The 17646-nt window shown below is 55.1% G+C and carries 11 protein-coding genes; 6 read left to right on the plus strand and 5 right to left on the minus strand.

Translation table 11 applies throughout. From position 1 onward, the window contains the following. Nucleotides 1-114 precede the first annotated feature (114 nt). The gene (locus JHU38_RS08470; RefSeq protein WP_233246618.1) at nt 115-843 is read left to right on the plus strand and encodes a DUF6377 domain-containing protein; all 729 of its coding nucleotides are present in this window, start codon (nt 115-117) and stop codon (nt 841-843) included. Between the two features lie 59 nt (nt 844-902). On the opposite strand, the gene JHU38_RS08475 is transcribed toward JHU38_RS08470, so the two are convergent. The 5 genes from JHU38_RS08475 to JHU38_RS08495 form a co-directional block, all read right to left on the minus strand. Further along, nucleotides 903-1802, minus strand: a complete 900-nt coding sequence (locus JHU38_RS08475) for a TraB/GumN family protein (RefSeq protein WP_107581841.1) — start codon at nt 1800-1802, stop codon at nt 903-905. 163 nt (nt 1803-1965) lie between these two features. Next, nucleotides 1966-2325 (minus strand): DUF488 domain-containing protein, encoded by a 360-nt coding sequence (locus JHU38_RS08480; RefSeq protein ID WP_107581840.1) that lies wholly within the window; start codon nt 2323-2325, stop codon nt 1966-1968. Between the two features lie 184 nt (nt 2326-2509). After that, the gene (locus JHU38_RS08485; protein ID WP_107581839.1) at nt 2510-3004 is read right to left on the minus strand and encodes a Dps family protein; all 495 of its coding nucleotides are present in this window, start codon (nt 3002-3004) and stop codon (nt 2510-2512) included. Between the two features lie 687 nt (nt 3005-3691). Further along, nucleotides 3692-5992, minus strand: coding sequence for a beta-glucosidase BglX (gene bglX, locus JHU38_RS08490; protein WP_107581838.1), 2301 nt, complete (start codon nt 5990-5992; stop codon nt 3692-3694). A gap of 29 nt (nt 5993-6021) precedes the next feature. Next, nucleotides 6022-7074, minus strand: coding sequence for a CDP-glycerol glycerophosphotransferase family protein (locus JHU38_RS08495; RefSeq protein ID WP_107581837.1), 1053 nt, complete (start codon nt 7072-7074; stop codon nt 6022-6024). A 96-nt stretch (nt 7075-7170) separates the two neighbouring features. Here JHU38_RS08495 and JHU38_RS08500 point away from each other — a divergent pair, with 96 nt between their 5' ends. The 5 genes from JHU38_RS08500 to JHU38_RS08520 all read left to right on the plus strand — a co-directional run bounded on the left by JHU38_RS08500 (nt 7171) and on the right by JHU38_RS08520 (nt 17357). Continuing rightward, the gene (locus JHU38_RS08500) at nt 7171-8244 is read left to right on the plus strand and encodes a pyridoxal-phosphate-dependent aminotransferase family protein (RefSeq protein WP_232369899.1); all 1074 of its coding nucleotides are present in this window, start codon (nt 7171-7173) and stop codon (nt 8242-8244) included. A 137-nt stretch (nt 8245-8381) separates the two neighbouring features. Beyond that, nucleotides 8382-9728 carry an adenylyltransferase/cytidyltransferase family protein gene (locus tag JHU38_RS08505; protein ID WP_107581836.1) on the plus strand — a complete coding sequence of 449 codons (1347 nt, stop codon included), beginning with the start codon at nt 8382-8384 and terminating at the stop codon, nt 9726-9728. 116 nt (nt 9729-9844) lie between these two features. Further along, entirely contained in the window at nt 9845-12397 is a 2553-nt protein-coding gene (locus JHU38_RS08510; protein ID WP_107582373.1) for a zinc-dependent metalloprotease, read from the plus strand. Nucleotides 12398-12476: 79 nt separating this feature from the next. Further along, a complete protein-coding gene (locus tag JHU38_RS08515; RefSeq protein WP_107581835.1) occupies nt 12477-15557 on the plus strand; it encodes a SusC/RagA family TonB-linked outer membrane protein in 3081 nt (1026 codons plus the stop codon). 27 nt (nt 15558-15584) lie between these two features. Continuing rightward, nucleotides 15585-17357, plus strand: coding sequence for a RagB/SusD family nutrient uptake outer membrane protein (locus JHU38_RS08520; protein ID WP_107581834.1), 1773 nt, complete (start codon nt 15585-15587; stop codon nt 17355-17357). Nucleotides 17358-17646 lie beyond the last annotated feature (289 nt).

The following is a 17646-nucleotide window of genomic DNA, read 5'->3' on the forward strand; positions in this document are numbered from 1 at the left end:
TAAAGGCAATTCCGAAAGGATATCTATGCTATTTAAGTTTTACCGGACAGCAATAATATCGAATACTCCTGGAACTGCACGCAACGCTACAATACGCATCTGCGTTCATGGTTGGTGTCGCCCGTACTGGGTATCATCAGTGACACCTATAAGACCAATCTGCGCACGGCCAACAAGCAACTGCGGTGGCTCATCGGTATCGTCAGCCTGCTGTCGATATTCCTTCTCTCCTCGTTTATCTATGTGTTGCACAAGAAGAAGCAACTTTCCATTGCCCGAAACGACCTGCGACAGACCAATCGTCAGTTGTCGGAACTCAACAATCAGTTGAGTATCAACAACCTGAAACTTGAGAAGCTGAATGGAAAACTCAGCGAAACGAGTAAGGTGAAGGATGAATATATCGGAAAATTCCTAAGCACTTGCTCGGAATACATTGATAAGCTGGACGCTTATCGCATGCGGGTGAACCGCAAGCTAAAGGCCAATCAATTGACTGACCTCATGAAGATGACGAGTTCGCAACAACTGAAGGAGGATGAAATCCATGAGTTGTTCAATCATTTCGACGCCGTCTTTTTGAATCTTTTCCCCAATTTCGTGGCCGACTTCAATAGCTTGTTGCAGCCCGACGGCCGCATCTGGCCACCTTTAAAGAACCAGCTCACCACCGATCTGCGTATCTTTGCCCTTATCCGACTGGGTATTGAGGAGAGCTCGCGCATTGCCGAGTTCCTGCGCTATTCGTCTAACTCCATCTACAACTACCGCTCCCGCATCAAGAATAAGGCAATCTGTCCGCGCCATGAGTTTGAACAGCGGGTGAAGGAGATTGGAATGTGAGGCTGATCAATCGGCCCGGTCGAACAAGGAAGGCTTGTCCGGCCGGGCTGCCCCTCCTATTATTCTACTTTATATCCCAGCTTTCTCAGCCCTTCGAGCACGCCTTTGTCACCTGGCAGATGGCCCGCGCCTACCACGAAGAGCGTGGGACGGGCCTGCATGATGGCGGGCATGAGGCGGAGCCAGTTGGCATTGCGATTATCGATGAGGGCGGCTTCCTCCTCGGGCGTGGCGTCGCATTGGTCGCCGAGCTTGGTGTCCATGACGGCTTTCAGAGCCTTGATGTCCTGATTGTAGAAGGCCTTGCTCATCGTGTCGATGAGTTCGCTGAAGTGGGCCTCGTGGTCGATGAAGCACATGAGGTCTTCTATTTGGCGTTTCATCGGCTTGGTGTTGAACAGTAGGTTGGTCTGGAAAGCGACTGTTTCAAAGCCACCCACAGGCTTATGGCTCTCCTTGGCCTGCTTCTGAAAGTAGTGGTCGAACTGGTTGGCGGGGTCGAACTCGCCCGGGTGGCGCATCATATAGATGATGACCGTGAGTTGCGTCACGAGCGCTTCGGGGTTCACGCGTCCCAGCTGAGCTTCCAGTTGCGGATTGCTTATGCCCACGCCCATCGTCTTGACGAGGAAGTCGTCGAGTTTCTTGTATTGTTCGGGCGTGAGAATGGTCTTGAGCGACTGACCTTCGGGCAGCATCATGGACGCTTGCATCAGTTTCATGGAGTCGGGATTCATCATGTCATCGAACGACAGTTCGCCGTAGACCTGCTCCGACCGGTCCAGCGCCTCCTTCACGCCGGCTATCTTCTCGGCGAACGAGCCGTTGGCCAGATGGTGCGTGCCGATGATATAGGAGGGTTTGGCGAAGCCCTTGCCCGAGATCTTGTAAAGTAATTGGGCGTTGGCTCCGACCGCGGCGGCACAAAGGAGCAGCAGGGAGAAGACGGTTTTCTTCATGATCGTTTTTTATTGAATGAAATGGTTTGACTTATTCTTGATCTGTATCTTGGAGATTTAGCGAATCTGTTCTATCATCAGGCCGTTGGAGACACAGGCTTTGAGGCTGACGCGGCAGTTCGGACGCGAGCAAACCGGGGCATGTGCGTTGAGAAAGCCCCCGTCACCGCCCTAAAATCCAATCGCGCAGCACGATGGCATGGTTGCACTGCTCGTCCTTGGCTCCGTAGAGCAGCGTGACATTGTCGTTTTTCAGCAGGTCGAGACATTCTTCGGCAAAGGCCGGAGCCGCCGGGTTGGCGTTGAGTTCGGCGATATATTTGTCGGTGAACTCCGGAAAATTCTCACGCTTGTGGCCGAACCATTGGCGCAGACTCTTGGTAGGTGTTATCTCTTTGGCCCATTTGTCGATGGCGGCCCTGCTCTTGGTCATGCCTCGGGGCCACAGCTTATCGGTTAAGATACGGTAGCCGTCTTCTTCTTCGGCCGGCGCGTATACCCGTTTGATTCGCAGTTGACGCATCTGTTTGATAATAAGATGTTTAGATAAATACACTACAAAAATAAACGAAAGCGCGGAAACTTCCAAATTTTTCGCTGACTTAATGGGCGGCAGAGTCGAGTAGCAATAACAAAAAGAAGACATGTCAAAAAGATGACATGCCCTCTTTGTCTTCAAATTATGTCTTTGTATTAAGCGTGTAGGCTTATTCGTGGTCGGCCGGACGCTGTCCGAAGAACGAAACGATCATCCATACCGTCTTTTCCTGTGACTTCAGATAGTCGCTCATGAGCGATACCGTCACGTCGTCGCCGGCTTCGTTGGCCACTGCCAGCACCTCGCGCTCGGCTTTGATGAGCTGCGACAGGGTTTCGAGCACCTTACGCATGCCTTCGTGACCTGTCGGCTCGAAGCCATCTTCCTGTACTCGGGCCACCTTCAGGTATTCGCTGTAGCGGTTTTCGGGGCGTCCACCTAACTGCAGGATGCGCTCGGCGATTTCGTCCACCTTGGCTGCGGCATCATTATAGAAATATTCGTATTTCTCGTGCAAGTTGAAAAATCCTTTGCCTTTCACATTCCAGTGGAAACCGCGCAGGTTGCTGTAATATACTTGGAAGTCGGCAAGCAGCAGACTTAACGCGTTTACGGTGTTAACTACTTTGTCTTCGTTGAGATGTAAATAATCTAAAGTTTTCATTTTCTTGTCCTTTCTATTTATTTAAATTGTTATTTCTTTTTTCTGATGCAAAGATACATCTAATCTTAAAGCGAAACAACAGAAAAAATTTATCAGACGATAGATAAAAACTATTTCGGTTGTTCTCGAGTTGACGGATGAACGGGTAGCGGAGTGGTTAATGAACTTATCTATCCGCTCGTTCACTTGCGGCAACACGCGGTGAATGGGTAGCGGAGTGGTTAATGAACGGATGACTTCTTCATCCGTTTTCTTCTTGATTTTGCTGTCAAAATTATATACAAATCACTGTCAAAATTTGCTTCGGGAGTAAAGTTCGTGACCAAAAGCCCGAAATTTCGGACATTTTCAGAGAAATAGCAAGCTGTTGATAATCAGTTATTTGTAAAAAATAGCAATACGCGAGCTTCGTAAACAGGGATCAAAACAGCGAAAAAACCGGCTAAAAGCAGCCTTTTCGGCAGGCTAAAGCAGCCCTTTTACCGTGCTAAAGCATCGCTTTTAGCCGCTAAAAGCATAGCTTTGACACGTTGAAAGCTATGCTTTGACATCGAAAAAAGCTGAAAATGGTCTGTCATTGGGGCTGAAAACGCCGTTTCAACCTTATTTTTCCATCTAATTGAAGATTTTTCAGAGGCCGTTTTTCTTACTACTTTCTTTACAAAAGGTCGAAATTAGGCAAGGGGGCTATTTTGACACGCCCCCGGTCATTATGAATTTAACGGTCTGCACGTCACGACTGTTAGGTCCTACCATGACTTCGAAATCGCCCGGTTCGCAGACAAAATCGAGGGCGACATTGTAGAATTTCAGCAGTGTGGCGTCGATGGTGAAGCTCACGGTACGGGTTTCGCCACGCTTCAGATGGACGCGTTCGAATCCCTTCAGTTCCTTCACGGGTCGTGCGACGCTGCCCACAAGGTCGCGGATGTAGAGCTGCACGATTTCGTCGGCGTCGTAGTGGCCCGTGTTGGTCACGTCGACGGTGGCTGTCAGCGTGCCGTCGGCCGTCATCGTGTTGGCCGAGAGGCGCAGGTTGGTATATTTAAAAGAGGTGTAGCTCAGTCCGTAACCGAAGGGGAAGAGCGGTTCGTTGTCGATGTCGAGGTAGTTGCTGCGGAATTTAGAGAACCATTTGCCCGACTCCAATGGGCGTCCCGTGTTGAGATGGTTGTAGTATAGCGGTATCTGGCCTACGCTCTTGGGCATGGTGACGGTGAGTTTGCCGCTCGGCACGCGGTCGCCGAAGAGCACATCGCAGATGGCGTCGCCCGCTTCGGAGCCGCCGAACCATACGTTGAGGATGGTGGAGAAGCGCTCGGCTTCCCACGTCATGACGGTGGCGCGGCCCGAGAAGTTGACCAGCACGATAGGTTTGCCCGTTTCTTTCAGCGCTTGGAGCAACCGTCTCTGGGCTTCGGGCAGCGAAAGATCGCTGCGGCTGCTGCTCTCACCGCTCATTTCCGACGTCTCGCCGACGGCCGCCACGATGACGTCGGCCTCACGGGCCACGCCCACAGCTTCGTCAATCATCTGCCGGACTGTGCGGTCGTCGCGTATCTCGCGTCCGAACATCGAGCCGTTGGCCTCTATTTGCGCGTCATCCGTGATGTTGCTGCCCTTGGCGTAGGTCACGACAGCCTTGTCGCCCACGGCGTCACGCATGGCTTGGAACAGGCTCTTATACCTGTCGAAGGCGGCGGCCACGCTCCAAGTGCCCGGCATGTTGGCCCGGGTGTCGGCCAGCGGACCTATGAGAGCTATCCTGCCCTGCTTCTTCAGCGGCAGCGTTTGGGCGTCGTTCTTCAATAAAACGAAACTCTCGGCGGCCGTCCGGCGTGCGTCGGCGCGGTGCCGAGGCGTATAAATCTCCCCGGCGGCCCGCTTCTTGTCCAAATAACGGTAAGGATCGTCGAACAATCCGAGTTTGTATTTGGCCTCTAAGACGCGGCGGCAAGCCCGGTCGATGGCCTGTTCGGTCACCTTTCCTTCCTTCAGACTCTTCTCCAGCGTGCCGATGAAGCCGTCGGCCACCATGTCCATGTCGGTTCCGGCGTTGAGTGCCAGGGCCGATACCTGTTGCAGGTCGCCCATGCCGTGGGCTATCATTTCGGAGATGGCGGTGTAGTCGGTCACCACGAAACCGTTCCAGCCCCATCGTTCGCGTAGCACGTCGGTCAGCAGCCAGCGATTGGCCGTGGCGGGAATGCCGTCTACCACGTTGAAGGACGTCATGAACGAGCCGGCACCGGCCTTGGCGGCAGCCTCATAAGGCGGGAAGTAATCGTTGAACATGCGCCAGCGGCTCATGTCGACGGTGTTATAGTCGCGGCCGGCCTCGGCGGCGCCATACAACGCGAAGTGCTTCACGCAGGCCATGACGGTGTTGTTCAGACTCAGGTCGTCGCCCTGATAACCTTTCACCATGGCACGGGCGATGGCCGAACCCAAGAAAGGATCCTCGCCGTTGCCCTCCGCCATGCGGCCCCACCGGGGATCACGACAGATGTCGACCATCGGTGAGAAGGTCCAGTTGATACCGTCGGCACTGCACTCCACAGCCGCTACGCGGGCCGCGTTCTCTATGGCCTGCATGTCCCAGGTGCACGAGAGGGCCAGCGGAATGGGGAACACCGTTTCGTAACCATGAATGACGTCCATGCCGAAGAGTAGCGGAATCCTGAGCCGGCTCTGCTCCACGGCCACCTTCTGCACCTCGCGTATCTTGCCGACGCCCTTGAGGTTGAAGAGTCCGCCCACGTCGCCTTTGCGTATCTTGGCGGCCACATCGCTGCTCTTGGCCTGTCCGGTGACGATGTCGCCGGTGACGGGCAGGTTGAGTTGTCCCAACTTTTCACGCAAGGTCATGCGGCTCATGAGGTTATCGATGAAGCGATTCATTTTCGATGGATCGGATTGTCGCGCCACGGCGGGCAACAACGAAAGGCACAGCACTAAGCCGGCCCATAGCTTTTTGTGATTTGTCATTTGTTTAGGGGTTTTTAGTTTGGTCGAATTTATTTTGATTTTATGCTTCCGAAAGTCTTGAAGCCGGTGTATTTTCGCCAGAGGTTGACGCGGCGTTGGCGGGGCACGCCATGTCGGCGGATGTAGTCGCGTGCCCCTTCGAGCATGCGGTGGCCCACCTGTCCGTCTAGATAAGGGTCGTAGTTGGCGACGATCCATTGCCGGCGACGGCGCAACTCCGTGTCGTCGAATACACTGTCGTAGGCCTCCGTAAGGTCTTCTGGTCGGCGAATATCCTTCCAATAGATGTCGCGGGCAATGGTGTTGAGCGTCACGACGGGCTTGTCGAGTAGCAACATCTCGTAGACGGTGGACGACGTGTCGCTGATCATCATGTCGGCCATGAGCGTGTATTTCGACACACTGAAGTCTTCGACGAAAGTAATGGCGTCGTGCTCTTGAGCCAGCCGGCGGTATTCGTCCACCCATTCAGGGTGTGTCAGGGGGTGGAGCTTCACGAGGAGGAGCACGTCGCGCTCCTCGGTCAGTCGGACAAGAGCCTGTTTGATGTGCGGCAGCGACGTCAGTTTGGGCGAGAAGGTGGGCGCGTAGAGTGCTATCTTTTCCTTGCCGACGGCTTGAAGCAGCTGCCGCCGCTCGTCGTCGTAGTCGTGACGGTGGCGGAATATCCAGTCCTGACGCGGCCAACCGGTCTCCACGACCTCGAAATCCTTGTATCGGCGAGCCAGCTTTTCAAAGTGAGCGGTGAAGTAGGGACCTTGCGTAAAGTAGGTGTCGAAGTAGCGACGGATGACCCAATGGTCCTTTTTCTCGGCAGCATAGCCGTGGAACACCTGAATCTTAACGCCCGGCAGGTAGTAGGGAACGATGTTGCCCGGCACGAAGATAGCCTCGGGACTGAAGTCGTAGACCTCCTGCATCGTGCCGGTCCAGCGCACTTCGGTCCGCAGCGGAAAGTCGGGTATCTTCTTGCCGTGGACATACCATAGCGTTTCGTTGCCGCCTTCACGGTCGGCTTCATCCTGAATAGGCTTCAGAATATCGATGGCATACTTGTTTTCACAGAACAGAACGATTCTCATAGATTTTTCGCTATTTATTACAAAGATATGATTTTCCCATGGCTTATCAAAAGATTTGCCGTATCTTTGTGGATGATAAATAATTGTTTAGTTATCATGACATTAGACAAGATGTTGAATTTCACGGTCGGGCCCGTCATGTCGAGTGACGCGGTGCGGGCCGTGGGAAGCCGGCAGGTGCCCTATTTCCGCACGACGGAGTTTTCGGAAACCATGCTGGAGAACGAACGGCTCATGCTCCGCTTCGCCAAGGCGCCGCAGGGTTCGCGCGCCGTATTCATCACAGGGTCGGGCACCGCTTCGATGGAAGCCGTCGTGATGAATCTTTTTTCTGCCCACGACAAGGTCATCGTCATCAACGGCGGCAGTTTCGGCCACCGCTTCGTACAACTTTTGGAAATCCACCGAATACCGTTTACTGAAATCCGGCTGGAAATGGGCCGGCAGCTTCGGGCCGAACAGCTGGCTCCCTATGAGCGACAGGGTTACACAGGCTTCCTCGTCAACTTAGACGAGACGTCGACGGGCGTGCTCTACGACATCCGGATGATCAGCGACTTCTGCCGTCGCAACGGTCTTTTTCTGGCCGTCGACTCCATCAGTTCGTTCCTGGCCGACCCCTTCGACATGGCCAAGCTGGGCGTGGACGTCATGATTACGGGGTCGCAGAAGGCCCTGGCCTGTCCTCCCGGCATATCGATCATCGTGTTGGCACCCCGCGCCATAGAGCGAGCCAACGCCAGCGAATGCCGCACAATGTATCTGAACCTGCGCGACGCCCTGAAGAACGGTGAGCGCGGACAGACACCTTTCACGCCCGCCGTGGGCACACTGCGCCAGATCAACGTGCGGCTGAAGGAGATAGAGCGGGCCGGCGGCGTGGAAATAGAGAACGAACGGGCCGCCCGGCTGGCCGCCGACTTCCGTCGGAAAATCAAGGGCTTGCCCTTGGAAATCGTCTCCGAGAGTCTCTCCAACGCCGTGACGCCGCTACATCCGCTACACGGTTCGGCCTACGACATCTTCCTGAAACTGAAAGACGAGTATGGTATCTGGATTTGTCCGAACGGCGGCGACATGGCCGAAAAGGTGTTCCGGGTGGGACATCTCGGGGCGTTGACGCCCGAAGACAACACGACATTGGTTGAAGCGCTCAAGAAAGTGCTTTAAGAGTGGTGGGGCTATTGGGAGATTACTTGGTTTTATCGCGTTATCTGAAACCCCGTTCATCCCAATAACCTCAAAACTCCGCAACCAATATCCCCACAAACCATTCATTCCCACAACCCAACAACCCCAAAATCACTATGATTAAAGTCATCACTTACGGCACCTACGACTTGCTCCACTACGGCCACATCCGACTGCTCAAGCGCGCCAAGGCCTTGGGCGACTATCTCATCGTGGGCGTTACGGCCGACACTTTCGACCGTGAACGGGGAAAAATCAACGTACAGCAGACGCTGATGGAACGCGTGGAGGCCGTCAGAGCCACCGGACTGGCCGACGAAATCATCATCGAGGAATACGAAGGACAGAAAATCGACGACATCCGGCGTTACAACATAGACATCTTCACGGTGGGTTCCGACTGGAAAGGCAAGTTCGACTACCTGCGGGAGTTCTGCCAGGTGGTCTACTTAGAGCGCACCGAAGGCGTCTCGAGCAGCGAGATACGGTCGGAGGAGCGGGCCCTGCGCCTCGGTCTCGTAGGCGAATCGCCCATTCTGGGCAAGATAGAGCACGAGAGCGGCTTCGTGAACGGAATAGACATCAGCGGCATCTACACCATCAACGACAGTTGCCTGCCCGACAAGCTCCGACTGCTTTCCAAGGCTACGCTATCTTTCGATGCGCTCATGGAGAAAAGCGACGCCCTCTATATCATTTCCGAGCCACGGCTGCACTACGACCAAATCAAGCAGGCACTGCTCCGAGGCAAACACATCCTCTGCGAGTCGCCCATCGCCATGCGTGTCGAGCAATGGCGGGAACTGACAGATACGGCTCGCCGACAGGGACTCGTGCTCATGGACAGTATCAAGACGGCCTACTCGCTGGCCTACTACCGTCTGCGGCTGTTGGCCAAGAGCGGTATCATCGGCGACATCTATTCGGTGGACGCCACGTGTACCAGTCTCTTCAACTTCGACGCCTACAGGCAGGGCGACAAGCTGTTGCCCGAATGGAACAGCATTTGCGCCTGGGGACCGACGGCCCTGTTGCCCATTTATCAACTCTTGGGCACCGACTACAGCGCCAAGACCATCGCCACGCATCTGGCCGAAGACAATTCCGACTTCGACCTTTTCACCAAGATATCATTCGTCTATCCGCATGCCGTGGCCTCCATGAAGGTGGGGCGGGGCGTCAAGAGCGAGGGCGAACTCGTCATCTCGGGCACCAAGGGCTATATCTATGTGCCGGCACCGTGGTGGAAGACCGACTATTTCGAGGTGCGCTATGAAGATCCGGCCAACAACAAGCGTTATTTCTACCAGCTCGACGGCGAGGGACTGCGCTTCGAACTCGTCTCCTTCCTGCGCTCCATCCAGACCGGGCGGCCCGTCAGCTACGTCTCCGAAGCCGTCTCCGAAGCCATTGTCGGCACCATTGGAGACTTTGAGAAACGGGTTGATACCATTCTTATATAATTATAATGAAAGAACGAATGAAAGAACGGATCTGTCGTAGTTGTTTATTATCTTGTAACCTGTAGTCTTTATATTGCAAACTCTTTAACTATATTATCATTCAATAATCAATTATGATGAGAAAAATCTTATTGGCGCTGGCGCTGACGGGCTTATTGTATCCACAGGCCGGCATGTCGAAAAAGAAAAGTAAGAAGAACGCGGCCGCGGCCTTGCCGACGCCCAAGGTAGATGACTGGAGCAAGGCCGTGAAAGGTGCCAAGACGTACAAAGGTATGTTCACCGCGTATCTGAACAAGGAGGGCAAGCTCTATTTCGAACTCGCCGACTCGGTCTACAACCGGGACTATATCCTCAGCAACCGCATCGCCCGCACCAGCAACACCCACGACTACGTGGCCGGACAGATGGTCAGCAGCCCGTTGCTCGTGCGCTTTGCCACCGACAGCGTCAAAGTATATATGTATAAGGTACAGCATGCCGCGGTTGTCAGTCCGACCGATCCCATCGCGGCGTCGTTCAAGTCGAACTTCTCCGACCCCGTGCTGAAGGCTTTCAAAGTTGTGGCGCGCAAGAAAGACCGCGTGCTCATCGACATGACGTCGCTCTTCGGCGGCAACGATAAACTGCTCACGCCCATCAAGACAGAGAATCCGCTCGAGGCGATGTTCGGTGGTAGAAAGGCGCTCAAGGGCAGTTTCAACGCCGAGGCGTCGGGTATAATCGAAGTAAAGGCCTTTCCTTATAACATGGAAATCAAGACCAATCTCAGTTATGACCTGACAACCGGCAACCAACCCTACACCGTACAGATGCACCGGTCGCTCTTCGTGGCGCCCAAGACATTGATGCGGGCTCGCATCCACGACAACCGCGTGGGCTACTTCATGAGCGACAAGAAGCTCTACTCGTCGGATGCCGACCGTGTGGAAGAGCAATCGGTCATCCACCGCTGGCGGTTGGAACCCAAGGACGGCGAGTGGGAGAAGTACTACGCCGGCCAGTTGGTGGAGCCCAAGAAGCCCATCATCTTCTATGTGGACTCCGCCTTTCCGCCCAAATGGCGCGAAACCGTGAAGCAGGGCGTGACGGACTGGAACAAAGCGTTCGAGGCCGCAGGGTTCAAGAACGCCGTCATCGCTAAGGACTATCCCAAGAACGACCCCGATTTCGACCCCGACGACATGCGTTACAGCTGCATCAAGTATGCCGTTACCGAGACGGCCAACGCCATGGGCCCCAGCTACGTAGACCCACGGACGGGCGAAATCCTCACGGCCGATGTCATCTGGTACCACAACGTGGTGTCGCTGCTGCACGACTGGCGCTTCGCCCAGACCGGCGCCGTGGACTACCGCACCCACAAGAAGGTGTTCGACGACGACCTGATGCGTGAGTCGATGCGCTACGTGACCAGCCATGAGGTGGGCCATACGCTCGGACTGATGCACAATATGGGCGCCAGCTACTCCTTTCCGGTCGACTCGCTGCGCAGCCCGTCGTTCACTCGGAAGTATGGCACCACACCCAGTATCATGGACTATGCCCGCAACAACTTCGTCGCGCAGCCCGGCGATCTCGAGCGGGGCGTGAAGATGACGCCGCCTGTGCTTGGCGTGGAAGACATCAACGCGATCAAATGGGGCTACAGGCTCATCAAGGACGCCCGGACGTCACGGGACGAGGTGCCGACGCTCAACCGTTGGATAGCCGAGAAAGCCGATGATCCCATGTACACGTTCGGCGCGCAGCAGGTGTTCGGTACGGTCGACGTGAGCGCGCAGACCGAAGATTTAGGCAACGACCACGTGAAAGCCGGCGACTATGCCGTCAGCAACCTGAAGATTATCATGCGCAACTTAGAGCAATGGACGGCCGAGCGAGGCGAGAACTACGACAATATGAAGAACACCTACAAGAGCATTGTCAACCAGTATGGCCGCCACCTGGGCCACGTGCTGCCCTATCTGGGCGGCGTGATCTATCACGAGGTGCGCCAGGGCGACGGAAAGCCGGCCAAGACCTATCTCAGTCGGCAGGCGCAACGCCGCGCCATGCGATGGATCGTCGACCAAGGACGCACCTACCGTGGCTGGCTCTGCCCGCAGAAGCTGCTGCTGAAGTTCGACCGTCCCGACGAAATCAAGACCGATTTCACCCGTCCCATCGTCACAGCCATCTACGGCGGCACCACGCTGCAGCGTGTGGATGAGGGCCATAAGCTCAACGCCGCCCGCAACTACAGCCTCGATCAATACATGACCGACGCTTTCAGTGAGCTTTTCGGAGCCACGCGACGGGGAGCTTCGCTCAGCGAGGCCGAAATGGAAATGCAGCGCACGGCCATCGACTTCTTCGTCAAGAGCAGCGGTATCAAGACCGATGGCGCCGTCAAGAAGTCATCGGCCATCGCCGACAACGCCACGCTCGACCTGCAACAGCAGCTCAACGCGCCCGAACTGCCCTGCGAAAACATGGACGCGCGGACTTCTTTCGTCCGCATCAACTATGGTCTTCCGACCTTAAAGGAAGAGCTTTACAAGCCGCTCATGCTGCGTCAGCTCAAGCGTGTGCAGGCCCTCTATCGTCAGAAGCGCGCCACGGGCAACCGGGCCACCCGCGATTTCTACGATTATCAGCTGACAACGATAGACAAATTGTTTAAATAAAAACGGTCTTCCACGTTCCGCCCGGAACGTGGAAGACTTTTTCGAGAGAATTTATTTTTTACCTATAGTTTATGATTTTATGAAGAAAGTAAAGTTATTTCTACTCTGCTTGCTTCTGGCAACGGTGTCCGCAGCCTTCGCCCAGAAGCAAACCGTGAAAGGCCATGTGGTCGATGACAAGGGCGAACCTGTGATTGGAGCCGTTGTTAAGACGGCCGACGGCAAGGTGGCGGGTGTCACCGACGCCGACGGAAACTTCTCCATCTCGCTGCCGAAAGGAAAAGGAGACATCACCGTGTCGGCCATCGGACTGAAAGAAACCCGATATACAGTCATGCCCGGTCATGCCGTGACCGTGAAGATGGGCATGGACGAGAAAATGCTTGACGAACTTGTGGTTGTTGGTTATGGTACCCAGAAGAAATCATCGCTCACCAGTAGTATCGAAGTCATCAAAGGTGACGACCTGACAAAGCTACCTACGACCAATATCGACCAAGCGCTAGCCGGTCAGGTGGCTGGTCTGTCGGTCATGACGCAGACCGGGGACCCCGGATCACCACGCGAATCCGTACTTAATATTCGTGCTGTAACCGGCGCGACAGCCTCTCCGCTGCTCGTTATCGATGGTGTCCCACGCTTTTCAGACAACACTTCTGAGGGCGAACAACGCCTCTCCGACCTCAACCCCGATGACATTGAGTCGATCTCTGTGCTGAAAGACGCGGCCGCTGCAGCCGTTTATGGTGTACGTGCGGCCAACGGCGTTATCCTCATTACGACCAAACGAAGCAAGAGCGAAGGCCGTGTGCGCATCAACTATCGCGGCCAGTACAACGTGACCGAGGCGACTCAACTGCCCAAATTCCTTAACAGCTACGAGTATGCCAAGCTCTACAACAGAGCCGTAGAGGGCGAAAGTCGCTACGAACCTTTTACCAATGAAGAATTAGAAATGCTCCGCACGCAGAGCAATCCCGACCAACTGGCCAACTCCAACATGCTCGACTACCTGAAAAAGCACGGCTCGAGCACGATGCACAACCTGAGCCTGTCGGGCGGCAACAAGTTCGTGCGCTACTATATCTCGGGAGCCTACAGCAACAATACCGGTCTTTACAGTGGAACAGGCACACGCCGACTTAATTACAGCACCAAACTCGATGCTACGTTGGCTCAAGGACTCACCCTTAGCCTCGACTTTACGGGCGTACGTTCGCACAACAAGAATACTAATTACTCCACGATCGAGCAGGCCTACCAGTACGATCCCACCCAGCCCCTCGTGCTCAGCAACGGCGAACTGGCCAGCGTGAGCGGCGGCAACCCTCTCATCAGCGTCTTCGGACGCGGCGGCTACGTGGAGAATACCATCAACATGCACACGCTCTCCACCCGGCTTACCTGGGAACTGCCCTGGATTAAAGGACTGTCGGTGTATGGCAAGTTCACGTCGGACAACAACGACTCTTATCAGGACAGGTTCAAGAAGCCCGTGGCCCTATATAAATATGATAAGAAGACGCAGCAGATCATGGTGGAGAAGAACTCCATTTATCCCAACGCCAAGATTTCGATGTACAACCAGGACCAGTTTATGGACAACAACCTCTATGAATTGGGACTCAACTACAACCAGACGTTTGGCCGCCATCACGTGACGGGACTGCTGGTGGGCAACTATCAGGAGTATCGCCATCGCACGCTTTACGCCACCAACAACAACCTGCCGGGCATTTATCCCGAAATATTCGGCAACGCCACCCAGGCCGACGCCCACGGCAACAAGAACAAGATACAGCGTCAGTCGTTCGTGGGGCGCGCCACCTACGGCTTCGCCAACCGCTACTTCGCCGAGTTCAACTTCCGTGTGGACGGTAGTGTCAAGTTCCACCCCGATCATCGCTGGGCGTTCTTCCCCTCGTTCTCGGCATCTTGGATCATGAGCAACGAGCCGTTCTTCAAGAGCTGGAGGCAGAGCGTGGTGAGCAATGTCAAGATGCGGGCCTCGACGGGTCTGCTGGGGCGTGACGGCGGTATCAGCGACTACAGCTATCTGCTCACCTATATCTACTCGCCCGGCAACGGCTACAATATCGGCGGCGTCCACCTGCCTTCGGTACAGCCCAACGGAAGCTACCCCAACCCCGAACTGGAATGGGAGAAGAGCCGCGACTACAACTTAGGACTCGACCTCGGTTTCTGGGACAACCGCTTCGGCATAACCTTCGAATACTACTGGCGCTACCGCACCAACCTCATCACAGCGGCCCCCGGTTATCTCTATCCGCACTCCACCGGCGTGGCCGGCGTACCCAACATGAACTACGGTAAGATCAAGGCCTGGGGCTACGACCTGACCGTTACCCACCGCAACACCGTCGGTCGCGACTTCCGCTACAACGTCGACTTCACGCTGTCGATGGGTCGCGACAGAATCATCGACTACGGCGACGAGACCAACGAGCTGGAAAACCTGCGTCGCAAGGGCCTTTCCACGGGCGACATCTTCCTCTACGAGGCCGACGGACTCTTCCAGACACAGGAAGAGATAGACCACTACAAACTCGACCAGAACGGTTCGTGGCAGGGCAAGAACTATGGTATCAAGCCCGGCGACATCAAGTACAAGGATCAGAACGACGACAACGTGCTCGACGACAAGGACCTCATCCACGTGAAGGCTTCGGCCTATCCTGACTTCAACTACGGTTTGAAGCTGGGTGCCGAGTGGAAGGGCTTCTTCTTTAACACGATGTTCCAAGGCGTGGCCGGCTATAAGCAGTACATCAGTGACAACTACTCGCTCGAAAACGGTACGCTGCAACGCTTTCAGGACTATCACCTGACCGACACTTGGACACCCGAGAACCCCAACGCCGCTTATCCGCGCGTCAAGATTACGCCGTCGAGCGACAACAACCGACTGAAGTCCACCTTCTGGCTGCGCGACAACAGCTTCGTGCGCTGGCGTTATATCAACATCGGCTACCGGCTGCCCCAGGCCTGGCTCAAGCATTTGGCCGTCAGTACGGTGCAGGTGGCCTTCACGGCCGGCAACCTCCACACCTGGAGTAAGCTCAAGCACATGGACCCCGAGTCGCACATGGGCTATCCCATCCAGCGTTCCTACGGTTTCAATGTGAACATCGGTTTTTAGTCGTTTCATCCTCAAAACATTTCAAACATGAAAAAATCATTCTTTCACAGATATCTGTCGGCCGGCTGTATGGCGCTGGCCGTCACGCTGACGCTCACCGGCTGCGACGCGCTCTTCGACGACGCGCCCGAAGACAAGCTCACCGACGAAAGCATTTGGACGAGCGAGAACCTGCTCGACGAATACACCATGGCCTGGTACAGCAATATGAACAAGGGGTGGTCGGCCCTGATGTCCACCTCGTCGTTCCTCGGCATGAAGTACATGTCGTACATCACGCCCGCCTTCTACTCCGACCAGACCACCTACGGCATGGCTAATTGGGTGAACTCAGGCGTGGGTGAGGAGATGGCGTCAAAGGAGAGCACCGTCATTCTCTACGGTCGCAACCGGTGGAAAGACTATTACACGCAGATACAGAGCGTCAACCGCTTGCTGGAGAACGCCGGCAAAATGCCCACTGCCTACCGACAGCGCATTCTGGGCGAGGCCCACTTCTTCCGCGGCTACTACTATTATATGCTGATGCGTCGCTTCGGCGGCGTGCTGCTCATCGACCACAACTACGACCCGCTGCACAGCGATGAGCGTTTCCCCCGTGCCAGTTATGAGCAGATGGCCGAATTCATCGCCCGCGAGGCCGATCTGGCTGCCGAAGCCCTACCCGTGAAGCACGACAACCGTAACACCGGACGCGTCACCAAGGGCGCGGCGCTCATGCTCAAGGCCAAGACCTACTTCTGGATGGGCAGTCCGCAGTTCCAGAACAAGTCGAAGGAGTACTACGGATTCACCGACGACAAGAGCCGCGAGTACATGCTCAAGGCCATAGAAGCCTACAAAGCCGTCGACGCGCTCGACGCCTACAGGCTCATGTCGGTGAGCGGCACCAAGGAAGCCGACATCGCGCAGAGCTATCACGACCTGTTCCTGCAGCACAACAACGCCGAGAGCATTCTGGAATACCAGCACGGCGAGTCGAGGCTGACCAGCGAGGGCGCCCACTCGCTCGACCAGATGGGCATGCCGCCCGTGCTGACGGGCACACAGTGTGCCTACTGTCCCACGCAGAACCACGTGGACGAATACGGCATGCGCGACGGTAAGCCCTTCGATCAGCAGAATCCTTACGCCAACCGCGACTATCGCTTCTACGCCAACGTGCTCTACGACGGCACCACGTTCCGCGACAGCCTGATGGAACTCCACTACGTCATCGACAAGACGGGGAAGGAAGTGGCCCAAAGCGGACTCACCAAATACGGCACGGGACGCAACAACGGCTTCACTCGCACAGGCTACTACATGCGCAAGTTCCTCGATCCCAAGACCTCTTATCCTTACAAGGACAACGAGGGCAGCAAGCAGGATTATCCCATTTGGCGTTACGCCGAACTGCTGCTCGACTACGCCGAGGCAGCTTTCCGCACCGGTGACGTCAAGACGGCCCTGGAGAAGGTGAACCTGGTGCGCCAACGTGTCCACATGCAGCCACTCGAAAGCGTTACGCTGGCGCAAATCCTGAACGAGCGTCGGGTGGAGATGGCTTTTGAGGAGACAACCTACTGGGACGAGATACGTCTGGGCACGGCCGTGAAAGATCTCAACGGCTCGACCAATCCGCTGCGCCTCATAAAGATTGTCTACCGTGCCGACGGCACCAAGACCTACGCCACCGAGGAACTGAAGAACCAGAAGGCCGAGCGGGCTTTCCGCGACTACCAGTACTACGGCCCCATTCCCTGGGACGAGGTGCGCTTTCAAGGTATAGAGCAGAATACCGGGTGGACGGAGAAATAAGAGGACGATTCCGATTAGCAGTCGCTCAACTCAAACATATATAAAACCACTTTTACACCCGTTTTTATTCTACCGGTGTAAAAGTGGCTCACTTGATCATTTGTGGGGATAAGTTTGCAAGTGATGAAATCTCCGGCTTCATCACTTTTAAGCCCATCCTCATTCTTGATTCAGCGTTTTTGTGATTTTGTCAGAAAAAACTACCTGATTTTAACACTTCCGCACCGCGTCATTTAGCTGCCGGCACACCGAAAAAGTCCTTCGTTTTGCCGATTTTCATCCCCTTTTA

It is taken from the genome of Prevotella illustrans (assembly GCF_017426725.1).
Lineage (GTDB): Bacteria > Bacteroidota > Bacteroidia > Bacteroidales > Bacteroidaceae > Prevotella > Prevotella illustrans.

Excerpts from the sequence above, each read along its gene's own strand:
- JHU38_RS08475 (WP_107581841.1), bottom strand. The coding sequence starts at position 1,802 with ATGAAGAAAACCGTCTTCTCCCTGCTGCTCCTTTGTGCCGCCGCGGTC.
- JHU38_RS08480 (WP_107581840.1), bottom strand. The coding sequence starts at position 2,325 with ATGCGTCAACTGCGAATCAAACGGGTATACGCGCCGGCCGAAGAAGAA.
- JHU38_RS08485 (WP_107581839.1), bottom strand. The coding sequence starts at position 3,004 with ATGAAAACTTTAGATTATTTACATCTCAACGAAGACAAAGTAGTTAAC.
- bglX (WP_107581838.1), bottom strand. The coding sequence starts at position 5,992 with ATGACAAATCACAAAAAGCTATGGGCCGGCTTAGTGCTGTGCCTTTCG.
- JHU38_RS08495 (WP_107581837.1), bottom strand. The coding sequence starts at position 7,074 with ATGAGAATCGTTCTGTTCTGTGAAAACAAGTATGCCATCGATATTCTG.
- JHU38_RS08500 (WP_232369899.1), top strand. The coding sequence starts at position 7,171 with ATGACATTAGACAAGATGTTGAATTTCACGGTCGGGCCCGTCATGTCG.
- JHU38_RS08505 (WP_107581836.1), top strand. The coding sequence starts at position 8,382 with ATGATTAAAGTCATCACTTACGGCACCTACGACTTGCTCCACTACGGC.
- JHU38_RS08510 (WP_107582373.1), top strand. The coding sequence starts at position 9,845 with ATGAGAAAAATCTTATTGGCGCTGGCGCTGACGGGCTTATTGTATCCA.
- JHU38_RS08515 (WP_107581835.1), top strand. The coding sequence starts at position 12,477 with ATGAAGAAAGTAAAGTTATTTCTACTCTGCTTGCTTCTGGCAACGGTG.
- JHU38_RS08520 (WP_107581834.1), top strand. The coding sequence starts at position 15,585 with ATGAAAAAATCATTCTTTCACAGATATCTGTCGGCCGGCTGTATGGCG.